Annotated in this window: 16 protein-coding genes and 2 riboswitches; of the genes, 5 read left to right on the top strand and 11 right to left on the bottom strand. The window is 47.4% G+C overall.

All coding sequences use genetic code 11. The features are described from left to right. Window positions 1-10: 10 nt before the first annotated feature. The 3 genes from FB479_RS01895 to FB479_RS01880 all read right to left on the bottom strand — a co-directional run bounded on the left by FB479_RS01895 (window position 11) and on the right by FB479_RS01880 (window position 3,091). Window positions 11-1,186: a CaiB/BaiF CoA transferase family protein gene (locus tag FB479_RS01895; RefSeq protein ID WP_142061931.1), complete on the bottom strand. Its 1,176-nt coding sequence runs from the start codon at window positions 1,184-1,186 to the stop codon at window positions 11-13. Between the two features lie 131 nt (window positions 1,187-1,317). After that, window positions 1,318-1,668, bottom strand: coding sequence for a DUF4870 domain-containing protein (locus FB479_RS01890; protein WP_106653305.1), 351 nt, complete (start codon window positions 1,666-1,668; stop codon window positions 1,318-1,320). A 490-nt stretch (window positions 1,669-2,158) separates the two neighbouring features. After that, the gene (locus FB479_RS01880) at window positions 2,159-3,091 is read right to left on the bottom strand and encodes a GntR family transcriptional regulator (RefSeq protein ID WP_106653304.1); all 933 of its coding nucleotides are present in this window, start codon (window positions 3,089-3,091) and stop codon (window positions 2,159-2,161) included. A gap of 137 nt (window positions 3,092-3,228) precedes the next feature. Here FB479_RS01880 and FB479_RS01875 point away from each other — a divergent pair, with 137 nt between their 5' ends. Then, the gene (locus FB479_RS01875) at window positions 3,229-3,399 is read left to right on the top strand and encodes a YjzC family protein (protein WP_017249478.1); all 171 of its coding nucleotides are present in this window, start codon (window positions 3,229-3,231) and stop codon (window positions 3,397-3,399) included. A 48-nt stretch (window positions 3,400-3,447) separates the two neighbouring features. Here FB479_RS01875 and FB479_RS01870 read toward each other — a convergent pair whose 3' ends face one another. Then, window positions 3,448-3,696, bottom strand: a complete 249-nt coding sequence (locus FB479_RS01870) for a hypothetical protein (RefSeq protein WP_142061928.1) — start codon at window positions 3,694-3,696, stop codon at window positions 3,448-3,450. A gap of 91 nt (window positions 3,697-3,787) precedes the next feature. Between FB479_RS01870 and FB479_RS01865 the strand changes: the two genes are divergently transcribed. Continuing rightward, entirely contained in the window at window positions 3,788-4,321 is a 534-nt protein-coding gene (locus FB479_RS01865) for a DUF309 domain-containing protein (protein WP_106653302.1), read from the top strand. Here FB479_RS01865 and FB479_RS01860 read toward each other — a convergent pair. Both FB479_RS01860 and FB479_RS01855 read right to left on the bottom strand, forming a co-directional pair. Next, window positions 4,318-4,869 carry an RNA 2'-phosphotransferase gene (locus tag FB479_RS01860; RefSeq protein ID WP_142061925.1) on the bottom strand — a complete coding sequence of 184 codons (552 nt, stop codon included), beginning with the start codon at window positions 4,867-4,869 and terminating at the stop codon, window positions 4,318-4,320. The genes FB479_RS01865 and FB479_RS01860 overlap by 4 nt on opposite strands. Before the next feature lie 21 nt (window positions 4,870-4,890). Continuing rightward, window positions 4,891-5,571, bottom strand: a complete 681-nt coding sequence (locus FB479_RS01855; RefSeq protein WP_142061922.1) for a CPBP family intramembrane glutamic endopeptidase — start codon at window positions 5,569-5,571, stop codon at window positions 4,891-4,893. Window positions 5,572-5,765: 194 nt separating this feature from the next. Here FB479_RS01855 and FB479_RS01850 point away from each other — a divergent pair, with 194 nt between their 5' ends. Continuing rightward, window positions 5,766-6,965, top strand: a complete 1,200-nt coding sequence (locus tag FB479_RS01850) for an MFS transporter (protein ID WP_142061919.1) — start codon at window positions 5,766-5,768, stop codon at window positions 6,963-6,965. A 98-nt stretch (window positions 6,966-7,063) separates the two neighbouring features. Beyond that, window positions 7,064-7,543: a CcdC family protein gene (locus FB479_RS01845; RefSeq protein ID WP_106653298.1), complete on the top strand. Its 480-nt coding sequence runs from the start codon at window positions 7,064-7,066 to the stop codon at window positions 7,541-7,543. A 40-nt stretch (window positions 7,544-7,583) separates the two neighbouring features. On the opposite strand, the gene FB479_RS01840 is transcribed toward FB479_RS01845, so the two are convergent. The 3 genes from FB479_RS01840 to FB479_RS01830 are packed head-to-tail and all read right to left on the bottom strand — an operon-like array spanning window position 7,584 to window position 9,740. After that, complete coding sequence (locus FB479_RS01840; protein ID WP_255438246.1) at window positions 7,584-8,456, bottom strand: hypothetical protein; 873 nt, start codon at window positions 8,454-8,456, stop codon at window positions 7,584-7,586. A 33-nt stretch (window positions 8,457-8,489) separates the two neighbouring features. Further along, window positions 8,490-8,897, bottom strand: coding sequence for an NUDIX hydrolase (locus tag FB479_RS01835; protein WP_106653296.1), 408 nt, complete (start codon window positions 8,895-8,897; stop codon window positions 8,490-8,492). A gap of 27 nt (window positions 8,898-8,924) precedes the next feature. Then, a complete protein-coding gene (locus FB479_RS01830; RefSeq protein ID WP_142061916.1) occupies window positions 8,925-9,740 on the bottom strand; it encodes a VOC family protein in 816 nt (271 codons plus the stop codon). Window positions 9,741-9,817: 77 nt separating this feature from the next. Between FB479_RS01830 and FB479_RS01825 the strand changes: the two genes are divergently transcribed. Next, window positions 9,818-10,987 (top strand): CapA family protein, encoded by a 1,170-nt coding sequence (locus FB479_RS01825; RefSeq protein ID WP_142061913.1) that lies wholly within the window; start codon window positions 9,818-9,820, stop codon window positions 10,985-10,987. A 62-nt stretch (window positions 10,988-11,049) separates the two neighbouring features. Here FB479_RS01825 and FB479_RS01820 read toward each other — a convergent pair whose 3' ends face one another. Both FB479_RS01820 and FB479_RS01815 read right to left on the bottom strand, forming a co-directional pair. Then, complete coding sequence (locus FB479_RS01820) at window positions 11,050-12,315, bottom strand: homoserine dehydrogenase (RefSeq protein WP_142061910.1); 1,266 nt, start codon at window positions 12,313-12,315, stop codon at window positions 11,050-11,052. 86 nt (window positions 12,316-12,401) lie between these two features. After that, a riboswitch (SAM riboswitch) is annotated at window positions 12,402-12,513 on the bottom strand. Window positions 12,514-12,578: 65 nt separating this feature from the next. Beyond that, a riboswitch (SAM riboswitch) is annotated at window positions 12,579-12,685 on the bottom strand. A 218-nt stretch (window positions 12,686-12,903) separates the two neighbouring features. Continuing rightward, window positions 12,904-13,419, bottom strand: coding sequence for a DinB family protein (locus tag FB479_RS01815; protein ID WP_142061907.1), 516 nt, complete (start codon window positions 13,417-13,419; stop codon window positions 12,904-12,906). Window positions 13,420-13,427 lie beyond the last annotated feature (8 nt).

Raw genomic sequence — 13,427 nt, 5'->3', positions numbered from 1 at the left:
TCACCCTTTCCTATGAAGAAGCGGCAGGAATAACCCCCTGCCTTTGCAGCCTGCTCAAATCTTCCTCTGTGAGGTGCAGCTTGCGTTTGAGCAACTCGTGCGTGTAATCGATGTGCCATGGGGGTGACAATCTCTCCGCCCTGAAACGATGCGCGAAGCTCCCCTCTTGATCGGGCGACTTCTTTTCCAAATAAGGAAGCGTATACGCTATCTCCCTGTTCGCAACGTATGGATTGTCTGCCCAGTTCTCCCAATCTTCAACGGCAGTCAGACAGCAATCCACTTCACTGCCCAGCTCACTCCACTCGGCTTGGGTTCTGGACAGAAACAGTGCCTTCATATCGTCAAACACTTCTGGATGCTCAGCAACGCTCGCCAGGTGGCATAGCTCCCAGTCTGCTCTTCCTACCGCGCGGCAAAAATTGAGCCAGAACTTCTCTTCCAACGCAGCAAGTGCGACATACTGACCATCTGCTGTCTCAAAGACCTGGTACGCCAGCAAATTTCCTCTCCCTGTCTCCCGTCCAATCGAGGAGCTGTACGACATAAACAGTGCATGCAGCCCTGTCCAAGAACTAAACAAGTCAGCCGAAGAAACATCCAAATATGCTCCTCGTCCTGTCCGCGCACGTTGCACGAGCGCCGCGCATATTTGTTCACTGGCATACAACCCGAGCGCATAATCAGAAAGCGGAATATCTGCAACGACAGGCTTGCCTTCCAGATCGCGAATCAGTGAGAGAAATCCGCTTACTGCCTGGACATTCAAGTCATGCCCCCCTATTTGATATAGCTCCCCGCTTTGACCATAGCCCGTCACGGAGCAATAAATAACCGCAGGGTGCATCTCCCATAGGCGATCGTAATCAAGTCCCAAATGTCGCATCACACCTGGTCGATAGCTTTCCACCACGACATCAGCCTGTCTGGCCAGAGCAAACGCGAGCGCTTTTCCCTCATTCGTCCGCAAATTCAAGGAAATACTTTTATGATTGCGATGTGAACGCAGGTAAAACGCTCCCGTCTCTCTAGCTTCCGGATGAGAAGGCCTGGGTAACGGTGAGTGAGCTTTGTCGTAAAACGGCTCCACCTCAATGACCTCTGCCCCCAAATCAGCGAGGCGCATCGTACAAATCGGACCTGGAAGATGGCGAGAAAAATCAACTATCGTCACTCCCGTCAACATGATTTGACTCCCCCTTCACCGACTACACTCTCTTGTAATTCGAGATGAACGGCTGTTCACCCTCTTTTTTAATAGAAAATTCAAACAAATACAAAAAGCCGTCCCAAGCGGAACGACTTTTCCAAGAACGGTTATTTTATAAAACGGAGAGTGAGCGGGTAACGGAATTCTTTTCCCTCATTCGCTTTCACCGCAGCAATAATAACGAAGATCGCCCAAAAAATAAAGAGGGCTCCCAATAATAGTGCACCGATAAAAATGATGATCAACAAACTTGAAATTGCGGCATAAATCATTACCGAGATGCTAAAATTCAGTGCCTCTTTTCCATGCTGATAAAAAAAGGCTCCCTCTTCACGCTTGATCAACCATACGATTAAAGGTCCTAGTACGTTGCCGAACGGAACGATAAAACCAAGGAAGGCGGATAGATGTACGATCATCGCCCACATTCGTTCCTCTTTCCCATTCAGGAATTGCATATCCATACCTCCATTAACCCTTTTCCTCTATTGTACGACAAATTGCGCAAAACTTGCGAAAAAACGAAAAAAGCGCCATCACGGCGCCTTTCTCTATTAATACTTGCTCTCGTGACTTCCACCGTACCCGCCACTAGAGGAACCGTAACCATCATAGCCGCCATAGTGGCCACAATGTCCGTGTCCATATCTACGACCGTATGGTTTACAATACGTTTTGTAGTGTGGCTTGTAGTAGCAATGCTTTTTGTACACTTTCTTTTCGCAACATTTATAGCATTTGCGACGAGATCTTTTGCATCCGCAACTCATTAACCTCACCCCCTCCTGTTCGTTACATCTACAAGGTATGAAGGTGAAGACATATCGGCATGGACAGAAGTCTATACACTAGTCAAAATCAGCGGATGTCTCGTAGGCTATTCGATAGTATGAGGGGCGCATCGCTGATGATCGCGCTTTTTCCGACCACCATCCCCGAAAAAATGACTTAATGGGTAACGAGCTTGCGCAGCTCATTAATACCATGGTGGTCAGGGATTTCTTGAAATTCCTTTACTTTTGGCAACGTCAGCAAATGAGGCTTCACCATATAGCCAGGTTTGGAAATATACACGACGTCACAGGTTGTAATCAAATCAAACACTTCGGCATGGTTCGCTTCTATTGTCCGAATGTCCAAATGCGTAATGCCCGCGTTGTAGAGATCATTGATCATGCCTGCTCCACCGCGTATGGTCGCACAGATCAACCCGACTTTCGTATTTCGTGGGTAGGCCTCCATGGCAGGGATCACCGTCGTCGGGTCCGGGATAAAATCAAGGCTAACGATCGGAGGAGCATCCTTCGGGAGTTTCAGCTTAACACAAGGTGGGATAACGATGGCTTTGTACTGCTGCAAAAAATTCGCATCGCCTTCTACCTGCTGGGAAAAATCCTCGATGGTTCTCCCTTCGACCATCACACTCGGAAGATGGTATTGTACCAAACGCATATATTCAGTGACCTCCAGCTCTGTGAACCGCAAAAAAAGAACCGGAAACTGATTGATTTCTTGCAACACACAGGACAGGACGCGCGAGAATTCATCCATGGAATAGCCCATTGCTTTTACTTTATGAATGGTTTCTTTGGCAAGTAAAGCAAGATGGATCGGATTACGCGTCAAGAGCGCGTCACTTGCGCTATTGCTTACGATCGTCCCCCTGCCTTGCCGAGAATCCACCAGCCCTTCTTGCTGGAGGCGCAAATACACGCTGCGAACGGTGTTGTAATTGACTTTCAACTGTGCCGCCAACTCCCTAACCGTTGGCAGCTGCGCTTGGGAGGGAAGCTCACCGCTTCGAATCGAAGATGAAATTTGTTGATATAATTGCTCGTGATAAGAGATATTTGATTCCTTTTTCAAGGTCAAAGGTAGCATGAATTCACCTCCCCCAAAAGTAAATGAAATGATCGTATAGGAATTCAAAATCTATCGTCAATAGAAGGGAGGGCATGAAGCCCCCGTACCGGGTCATACTAATTCAGATGACAATTCCTTAGGAAGAAGGTGCTTTCGTGGGAGAACACAGCCGTTTTCGTGAAGGAGAAAAGTCTCCAAAAAATGCCGTATACATGGAGATTGGTGAGTCCGGTGCAAGTGTGCAAAACCCGATGATAATCGAACTTTCCAGAGGGGAAAAGTTCCCCGCTACACGAAATAAAAATCGCGTATGGACACAAAAGTAAGGAATGCAAAAACCAACCTGGCACCATGCACAAGGTTGGTTCTCTTTTTTACTCATTGTCGTCTTCGTCGTCTTCTTCCTCTTCGTCTTCTTCATCGCCGCTCAAGTAAATAATCGTGACACCCAAGCTCTCCAATAACGAAAGGACTTCTTTGTTCAACTCCTGATCCATGAGCAATCCCAGGCTTTCCACGAGCTCGAGCTCTTCCAGTTCTCCCTGTTCAGCATCCTCGATCAGTTCTATGATTTCGGTCATTCGCTTTTTTTCCAATACGGCTACGAGTTCATCTCTTGTCATAAATGGTTTTACACCTCATTTTCTACTCTCTATGCTTTATAATAGTACATAAACGAACCATTGAAAACCAAGCAGTGAGGTGAAGATCACCATGTATCCGCAACCGTATCTGGATTATTTGATCCAGTTTCATGTAGAACGCGATTATTTTGAGTGTCATGAGATTCTCGAGGAATATTGGAAAAGCGCTCCTCCACATGAGCGACAGCCAGTGTGGGTTGGCTTGATTCAAATCTCCGTCGCTCTTTATCACCAGAGACGCGGGAATCAGTCAGGTGCAATCAAAATGCTCACAAGCGCCATATCCCTTGTCAAAAAGCATCATGTAGACATCCAAAAGCTTGGGTTGGAAAGTGACAGTCTGGCGAGCCTGCTTGAAGAGCGCCTGACGGAAATGCAGAATGGTCAGCCCTATCGAAGCCTGTCCTTACCCATGTCCGATGCTTTGAAACAGGCGTATCAAGAGGCTTGTACGATGCAAAATCACCCTGAACATCGGGATAGCGATATGCAAGACGCCTACTTGCTGAATAAGCATACCCTGAGGGATCGAAGCGAAGTCTTGGCAGAACGCAAGGCCCAGTTGCAAATGCGCGAAGCACGTCGAAACAACGAGTCGAACTAATCTGCGTACAGCTGCAAATAACTGGCAGGGATCGCATCGCTCAGACAATAGTGCTCACCCACTCGGTAAAAGCAAATGCCGGCTTCATGGGCCTCCTTTGCATTCACAGTGACGAGGCGCAATGTGTCTGTCGGCTCTCCAATGTGCTCCGGTCTTACCGCAAGCTGCACATACTCACTGGCAATCGGCAACAGGCCGCCAGTGAGTACCTGTTTCAATAACTTTCGATGTGTCCCGTAATAAAGAACATCAGGTGGTATGATCTCGATGAGCCTGCTTTTTGCAATTGAGGGCAAAAATCCGTAGGTAACTCGAATGAGTGCTCCACCGTCCCACTCGATACTCCGCTCCGGATCGAATTCAACGACTTGATGAAGATCTTGCCTGGTTATGTATGCGCACCCTTTCAGCGTATGAAGATAATCCAGCAACGGCTCAATTGGGGTATAACCATACGTGTCATAGTAGAGTTGAAATTCTTCACTGTTTTGCCGAAGTATACTGAGCAATCGCTTGCGAAGTCTAGCTTCTTCATGAATCGCCAGCATCAGTTTCGCCCTCCTATCCGATCAATAAATCCAGAGAACCACAGCTAGTGCGAGGCCCAAATCCGCGAACAAATGACTAAACCAATTTGGATAAATCGAAGGAAACATTCCTTTCATCCATCCCCAAATCAGCCCTGCACCAAAAACCATCGACGTAATGAACAAGCCATTTCGAAAACCAAATAAGATTGTAGAGATAATCAGGTGATACAAGGAATAAAAAAAGCTGGAAAGAAAAATGGACATCAAGTGGGATAAGGATGCACGCAACCGCTGCAATACGAAGCCTCGCCAGAACAACTCTTCCAGCAACGAGTTAATGAAAACGAGGTAGAAGGAAAAAAACCAAATCCAGCCGTGTTCAATCCCCCAAGCTTCCATACCTTTTCGAACGGCTTCAGGTCTTCCCGGTTCCTGCAGGAGCAACCAAAGTCCAGCCAGCACTCCTGTCAACATAAGAACGCCAAATGCAAGTCCGTATAAAGTACCCTGCCATTCAAAACTTCCCCATGCGAAACGCCAGTGCTTTCGCAAATCACCTTCCCACCATCCGTGAATGACGGGAATACAGATGCAAACGAGCACATGAAAAGAAAAGAACGTGACAATGACGCTATGCTTTTCCATCAGTCCGTAAAAGATCGTGAGTGTCGCAGCAAATCCATACACGATCAACAGTAGCAACGTTCGTTTTCGCGCCATTTACGAATAGCTCCTTTTGGGCGTAATGGCCGCAGTATTGTGTTAGTTTGTCCGTTATGAATACGAAGAATACCCACAAAGACAATAAATATACAAGCGTTTGCATGAATGCTATACTAGAGAAATCGTTTTTTATCAAATGAATGGATCTGTTCAAATTTTTACCTATCTAACGAATGTTTGGAGTGGCTCTCATGTTATGGCGTAATCGTACCTTTCTGCTTTTAATGAGCGGAGAGATCGTCGCGGGAGCGGGCATGTGGATTTCCATTATTGCCAATCTTTCGTTCATGCAGAAACTCGTTCCTTCTGATACGGTGAAGGGCTTGATTCTCATGTGTGGATTGGTGGTCAGCATCCTCCTTGCCCCTAAAGCGGGTGTGGTAATTGACATGTACGACAAAGGCAAGATCATGCTGTTTGCCAGCGTGGTCCGAACACTCAGCCCAGTCTTCATGTTCCCCGCTCTTGCAAACGATTCTCTTCTGTGGATGATCGTATCTTTGATCGTGATGCAATGCTCTGCTGCGTTTTATTTTCCAACCGTGCAGGCTTCCTTGCCAGCCATCCTTTCCCAGGACGAGTTACTCAAGGCGAACAGCGCATATTTGAATATTTCTACCCTCTCGCGTATTGGGGGAACAGCAATCGGGGGTATACTCGTTGCCTCCATGGACCTGTCCATGCTGTATGTGTGCTCCATCATCGCGTATGCTGTACTCGCTGTCGTCACGCTTTTTCTCCGCATTCCGCAAGTGACTTCTCGGAAAATTCAGGAAAAGGTGGAATTTCGCGAAGTACTGACGATCTCGCGACAGGACCCGGCCTTGTTTGTCGGATTGATTAATAACGGGTTGATCACCTTGTTCCTTGGCGGAGTGAACCTGATGATCTTGAACTTTAGCGAGCTGCAACAGGAACCTCAGCTCATGGGATGGATCTATGCAGCAGAAGGAATCAGCATTTTGATTGGGGGTCTCTTGGCAAAACGTTGGATAGGCCGAAGAAACCTCGTGGCAGCGTCCACCATCATGCTCTTTTTCTTCGCGCTGTCCCAGTTTGGCATGTCATTCGCCGATAACAAATTCATGGTGCTTGCTTCCTTCTCCGTGTTCGGCTTTGTCGTTGCTTTCTTCTTCCCGGTCATCGCAACGATTTTCCAGAAGCGCCTGCCTCCACACCAACAAGGGCGATTCTTTTCTTTCAAAAGCATGCTGGATCGTGGATTCTTCTTGTTGGCTCTCGCGATTACAGGAGTCGGGCTGGACCTTCTCGGCATTAGCGGCTACCTCCTCTTCATCGGCTCGGTGACATTGCTCTTTGGCTTGTTGACTTTCTTATACAGTAAAAAGCATAAGCTGGATGTTCGCTCCCACGATGAAGCAGCTGCCTAGCCTCGGAATGTAACATACCATGACAAACGCTTTCCCACAGACCATGCTTTGGTGTACACTAGTGAAAGTATGTTGAACACTTATGGAGGCGTTTTTCCATGCAGATCCTTTCCTCTCCCGTTTTGGGAATCCTGCTGCCTCTCGTGATGGCTATCGCAGTGATCTTTGTGAGAATGCGTCGGCAAAAAAAGCCGGCTTCTGCAAAAAGCATTATTTTACCACCCTTCTTTATGGCGACAGGCTTTGCGATGTTTTTGTTCCCAGAGGCGCAATTACCGCCCAAGTTTGATATTGCTGCCTTTGTGGTTGGGCTAATCTTTTCGATTCCGTTGATTATGACTTCACGCTTCGAAATCATCGGGCAAGATGTGTATTTAAAACGGTCCCGTGCGTTTTTCTTCATTTTGTCCGGTCTGTTGGTCATCCGGTTGATTATTAAACTGGTGATCAATGACAGCTTTACACCGATTCAAACGGGTGGACTGTTCTTCTTGCTTGCATTCGGTATGCTCGTGCCTTGGCGTATCGCGATGCTGGTGATGTACCGGAATTTAACCAAAAAGACGTTTGGCACCTAATAGAAAACCACCTCTAATCCGAGGTGGTTTCTTACATGAGTCAGTCATCAAAAAAGAAATCTGCATTCGCTTCACATCTGTTTGCGACTCCAGAGCCAGTCGGTAATTCGTAAGGCTTCCCTTTCCCACAAACATTGATGGGGTACCCTTCCGTCGGAAGTTGATCCCTGGTAATGGTTTTGATTTCTTTCCCCAGGATCACATATTTTTGCTGATACTCGTTAGCATCTTTTATCCATTCTCCATCGAATCTGAGGGTATACCCTTCAAATGGTTGTTCCAGAGAAAGGTTTCGAACCTGAACCTCATCCAAAACTTCAAAAAATCTCGAAGCCTCTACAAATTCCACATATTCTAACCCTTCAACTCCAATTTTCTCAGCGCGGATTATATATCGATTTGTGTCAGCAGAAAAATTGATATCATAATAAACAGAGCCCTTTTCCGAAACGTCGACTACATAATAGGACAAGCGATCTATCTGACCACTTTTTTGATAATCCGCCCTAAAATATACCAGACGTGCATACTCGTCGATTTTGATTTGATCTCGTATCGTCATCCAATCGTTTGTGAAATCAACTTGAAACATATTGTTGCTGGCAGCCACTACATCTCGTGGACGTTCAAACAGCTCCCTCTCCACTGCTGGAAAAATCACATGCATGATGAGGAAAAATGCTAAACCGAGATAAGCGGAACGGTTTTTTGTTTTCACATTCGTCACCGGACGGAAAAGCAAAAGAAATAGCAAAAAGCCTAAAGGTAACGGGATCTCGTTTACCTTAAAAGCAAATGCCCCTAACCAAAAATATCCAACAACTTTCCATCCCAGGTTTGTTTCGGTTTCTTCACGCTTTTTGTAAATAAAGACAAGCAGAACAATTAGAATTATGGTCAATAAGATACTCATTATGAGCATCCCTATCACCTTCACTTCCTCAGATCAAAACTCTACATAAAACGGATGCTCTTCTTCTCGCAAACACAACTCAATGCGTTGCCGAAAATTTTTCCATGTTACCTTCTCCAGCGCTTCCTCTACCGGAAAAAAGCCTGCCTCCAAGCATTCCGGGGTCGTGATCAATTCTCCACCGACTGGTTTTGCCAAAAATAACGCACTGCAGAGGCTTTTCCTAACATTTTGAAAAATACCGCAAAACTTCGTCACTTCAATCTCTAGCCCGCACTCTTCCTTCGTCTCTCGAATGGCTGCCGCCATGAGAGATTCGCCCTCTTCTACTTTTCCACCGGGCATTTCCCATCCTCTGCGCGGACCCTTAATCAATAAAATCTCCTGACGCTCATTGATGATAATCGCTGCTGCAGAAATCATATGCCGAGGTGATCCCATAAGTACGCCTCCATCTCTTCTAACCGACTATTCCAGCGCTGCTAGAAAGTAAGATCCTCCACCAATCTTATACTCGCTATTTTTGCTTGCTCCTGCCAGCCTCGCAAAAAACGGTCTTTGCCCGCGATTTTTTAATGCAGTCTGCGCCAGTCCCTCCTCAGTCGGTTGGCAAAGCACTACATTTCCACCCGGAAGTTCAAATTCTTGGCAGATAGCCCCCAGTTCTTTATCGTGGAATACTGCGCTCTTCTTCCATCCAAACCAGCTTTGCCAACGTGCGGTTGCTTCTTCCAGATCCTTTACGGCAAAGCCTACTGACTGGAGATGGGCTGCACCGTTTGGATGTGCGCCAATGATCCCACGATTCGTCAAATCTTCCAGTCTCTCTTCATCCGTTTGCGACCATTCAATGAGAAATGGCGGTAGAAGGGCACTATCTGCATCTTCGAGGAACAGCATCCGCCACCGAAGCGTCGTGCCATCATCACGCGTACGACTTCCCGCAACAGGTCCAGTAACCTGCAACCCTTGACTTCGCAGGCGCTCTGCCCATGCATCCATCTCGTTGGTCCGAAGCGCAATCTGACCGAATCCTTCTCCCTTTGCTTTATCCTCAATGCATTGACGTACGAGCGGATTATCTGATTGTCGAGCAAGCTCTTCGCGTTCAACCGCCAAAAATTCAACATACGAAAGCCCGAAATAACTAAGGCTATTCCATGTCCCCCAAGACGCATGACGCCCTCCAGCTACCGCATGAAATCCCGCTTGGCAAAATTGTTCCGATGCTTCCTGTGGAGTTCGCTGTACAAAATGAACCAAATGATCAAAAGTTAATCGCACCTTTTTTCGCCTCTTTTCGTATTACTTATAGGATATCAAAATTCATTTATGTAAGGATAGAAATACAAGGGGGAAAAATGAACGATACCAGATCAAGCCGGGTAAAAGCTCGGCGCAAGCAATCACGCAGAAAATGGGTACGGGCTGGAAAGAGCACACTCCTATTTAGCGTGTTGGCCATCTTCGTCGTCGGAACCTACTACCTATTCCAAATTGCCATGGATGGAGAACATGCCAACCCGGACACGCAGCCTGCTCCTGACAATACGGTGAACCAAAAGTCTAATGTGCAGCTCACTTTTGTTGGTGACATTATGATGTCAGGGAATGTAGAGAAAACCTTACTCGCAAACAGCTATGACTACCCATATAAGCATGTAAGCTCGCTCTTTTTGCAAGATGACCTCACGATTGCCAATTTGGAGACGCCGGTCACTGCCACAGGTGTTGCTGCACAGAACAAGGCGTATGTCTACAAGTCATCGCCACTTGCTGTTCCTGCCATGAAAAACGCTGGGATTGATGTGGTGAATCTCGCCAATAATCACTCCATGGACCAAGGAGTCCCGGGATTGCTGGATACTTTTGACGCTTTGGACGAAAACCGGATTGAATATGTCGGCGCCGGTAAGGATGCCAGCCGTGCCTATTCACCTGTATTCGTTGAAAAGAATGGCATCAAGATCGCGATTCTCGGCTTCAGCAGGGTCATTCCCGAAACAAGCTGGTTTGCAGGGGATTCCCAGCCAGGTATGGCCGCTTCCTATGATCCGACGCTGGCAGTGAAAGCGATCCAAGATGCGAACAGCCAAGCGGATCTCGTCGTGGTGATTGCACACTGGGGCAAGGAACGCTCCGATTATCCTGTCGATCATCAAAAAGAGCTGTCTCGTGCCTACATCGATGCTGGTGCAGATTTGATTGTCGGTGGTCATCCCCACGTACTTCAAGGCTTTGAACGATACAACGACAAATGGATTTCGTACAGTCTTGGCAATTTCATTTTCACACGATCAAACGAGCCTAAGACATGGGAGACGATGGTCCTGCAAGCAAGCTGTACGAAAAACGCTGATTGTGAGCTGACGATGCTCCCCGTTCACGCAGAATTGGGACAAGCCGTACCGATGAACGAAAGCAACGGCGCTGCCCTGCTAAAACGCATTGAATCCATTTCGGAGAGTGTCGACATACAAAGTGACGGGCGTGTACAGCCGCGTGCAAAAGCAGTGGAGACTGCCCCCTGACAAAAGAAGCCGTGTTTCCAGGTAACTAGAAATACGGCTTTTCTTCTTATTATTCCTCTAACTTACGCAGATTCGATAATGGGGAAGCAGCGCACATCTAAGCCAAAATCATTTTTCAATAGGGACTCATGCTCTTCATTGATTCCTGTCACGATCAAACCTGCACGCAAGACGCCACCCAAGTCGAATTGGACTTTTAGCTTATGCACGTTTACTCCTGCCTGCTGAAGGAAATGCAAGACACGATCTGGCGTAGCAGTATGACATGAGCCCTCAAGATAGCAGAGGACGTGTTCTGCCGAGTCCAACGTGACTCCAGCTTTGTCAGCCGTTTTTTCTTTCCAGGTAGGATGCGGTGTGAATGGCTGCGTCAATAAATAGGCCAAATCCTCGACGACAGCACTTGCTGTAGGGAGCTCTCCTGCCCCTCTTCCTGTAAACAACAAGTCTCCCACGATGTTGCCGGATAGTTGTACAGCATTAAACGCGTCGTGGATTTGTGCCAACGGATGGCTCAGCGGAAGCATGGTTGGTTCAACAGATAGGCGAATTCCTTTTTCAGCTTGATAGGCCTGCGCGATCAGCTTGATCCGGTACCCCAGCTCGCTCGCAATCCAAATGTGACCTGCTGACAAATCTGCAATTCCTTTGCGAACAACATCAGCTAAAGGCAGCGATTCCCCGTAAACAAGCTGTGCCAAGATATACAACTTGTACATAGCATCAAAGCCTTCCACATCCGAGCGAGGGTCTGCTTCCGCATAGCCAAGCTCCTGCGCTTGCTTGAGCACCTCCTGGTAAGAGAGCTGCTCTGCCTCCATTTTCGTCAAAATGAAATTCGTTGTTCCGTTGAGAATACCGCGAACCCCTTGAATATCGTTCGTGCGAAGGAACTGCCTGAGCACGCTCAAGATCGGGATGCCCCCTGCGACACTCGCTTCATAGGCAAGATGTACTTGATGCTGATTTGCCAAATCGACTAGCTCTGTTCCTTTTTTCGCCAGGAGTTCTTTGTTGGCAGTTACTACATGGCAGCCCTTTTCGATCAAAGCACGGACGTAGTCATAGGTAGGTTCTACACCGCCCATGACCTCCACCACGATGTCCACATCGCTTCTTAATACATCCTCAAAGTCAGTTGTCAGTAAAGCAGGGTCGACTTGAACCGCCCGCTCTTTTTCCGAGTCACGTACCAATGCTTTGACGATCTCAATTCGTTTTCCCAGACGAGAAGCCAACTTCTCCTGTTGCGAACGGATCGTTTTGATTACGCCTCCACCCACTGTTCCCAATCCCAATAATCCCACGCGTACCACTTCTGCACTCATTCTGACCACCCCATACCCCGAATTTTAGATAAAAAGAAAAGCCATCTTCGATAAGAAGAAGGCTTGTTAGCAGCTAATGCTCCCCCTCCTTATCTCCCAGGACGTATATGTCCTGCAGGAATTGGCACCTTGTCACAAAATATGTGTGACGGTTGCCGGGCTTCATCGGGCCAGTCCCTCCACCTCTCTGGATAAAGAAAATATGAAATTGAAAAAACCTTCTTCGCTAAGAAGAAGGTTCATCTACTAATGGAGTAACCCGCTTCTTATCTTTCGAGACGAAACGTCTCGCAGGAATTGGCACCTTGTCGCAATATGCAACGGTTGCCGGGCTTCATCGGGCCAGACCCTCCACCTCTCTGGATAAGAACCATTTATGCTGTTGAGCTTTATTCTAAGAAATTCCAAGGCAAGCGTCAACAAAATTCTTTCTTTTCTGATTGCATGCTGATTTGGCAAGGCTTTCAGTTGTGGGTGAACAGGCTTTCTACCTCTTCCATACTGCAGCACGTGCAATGAAACACGCCCTAAGGAACCTGTTTCCACCTATGAAATTGTCTTTTCTCACTTCTACTCTCAGATTTTGCCTTACCCCAAATACCGCTCTTTTAAAATGGTACTGTGGTGAGCTTCATGTCCTGCAATCGCATAGGCCAACGTCCTTGCAGATAGCTTGTTTCCGTTGGCAAGTCCTGTACGCAACCACGCTTCTGGAGAGATTCCGCGGACCTGCGCGATGGTGGAGGCCCGGACAGCCTTATACTCTTCCAATAAATCTGAGAAGTCTCTTAGCTGAAAACATCCGTGTTCGACAAAAGCATTCTCATCAAAACCGACGAGGGGTGTCTGATCTCCTCTCGCGATTCTCAGCAAACGATAGCTCATGATGCGTTCTGCATCGACGAGATGACCCAAAACCTCTTTTACCGTCCATTTGCCTGGTGCATACCGATAATCAATTTGCTCGGGCGCAAGTGACGAAAATAGCGCTACTTGCCTCTCTCCTTGCTGCGTGAGGATCGTTTGCAGCTCCCCCTCTGGTACAAGTCCAATATAATAGTCGAAATAAGCAGCGTATTCATCGCGCTCTGGTCGTCTGAGCATGTGCTTCC

It is taken from the genome of Brevibacillus sp. AG162, from assembly GCF_006715575.1.
GTDB lineage: Bacteria > Bacillota > Bacilli > Brevibacillales > Brevibacillaceae > Brevibacillus > Brevibacillus brevis.
The sequence above is the reverse complement of the archived record's forward strand: the minus strand, read 5'-3'. Positions and strand labels throughout refer to the sequence as shown.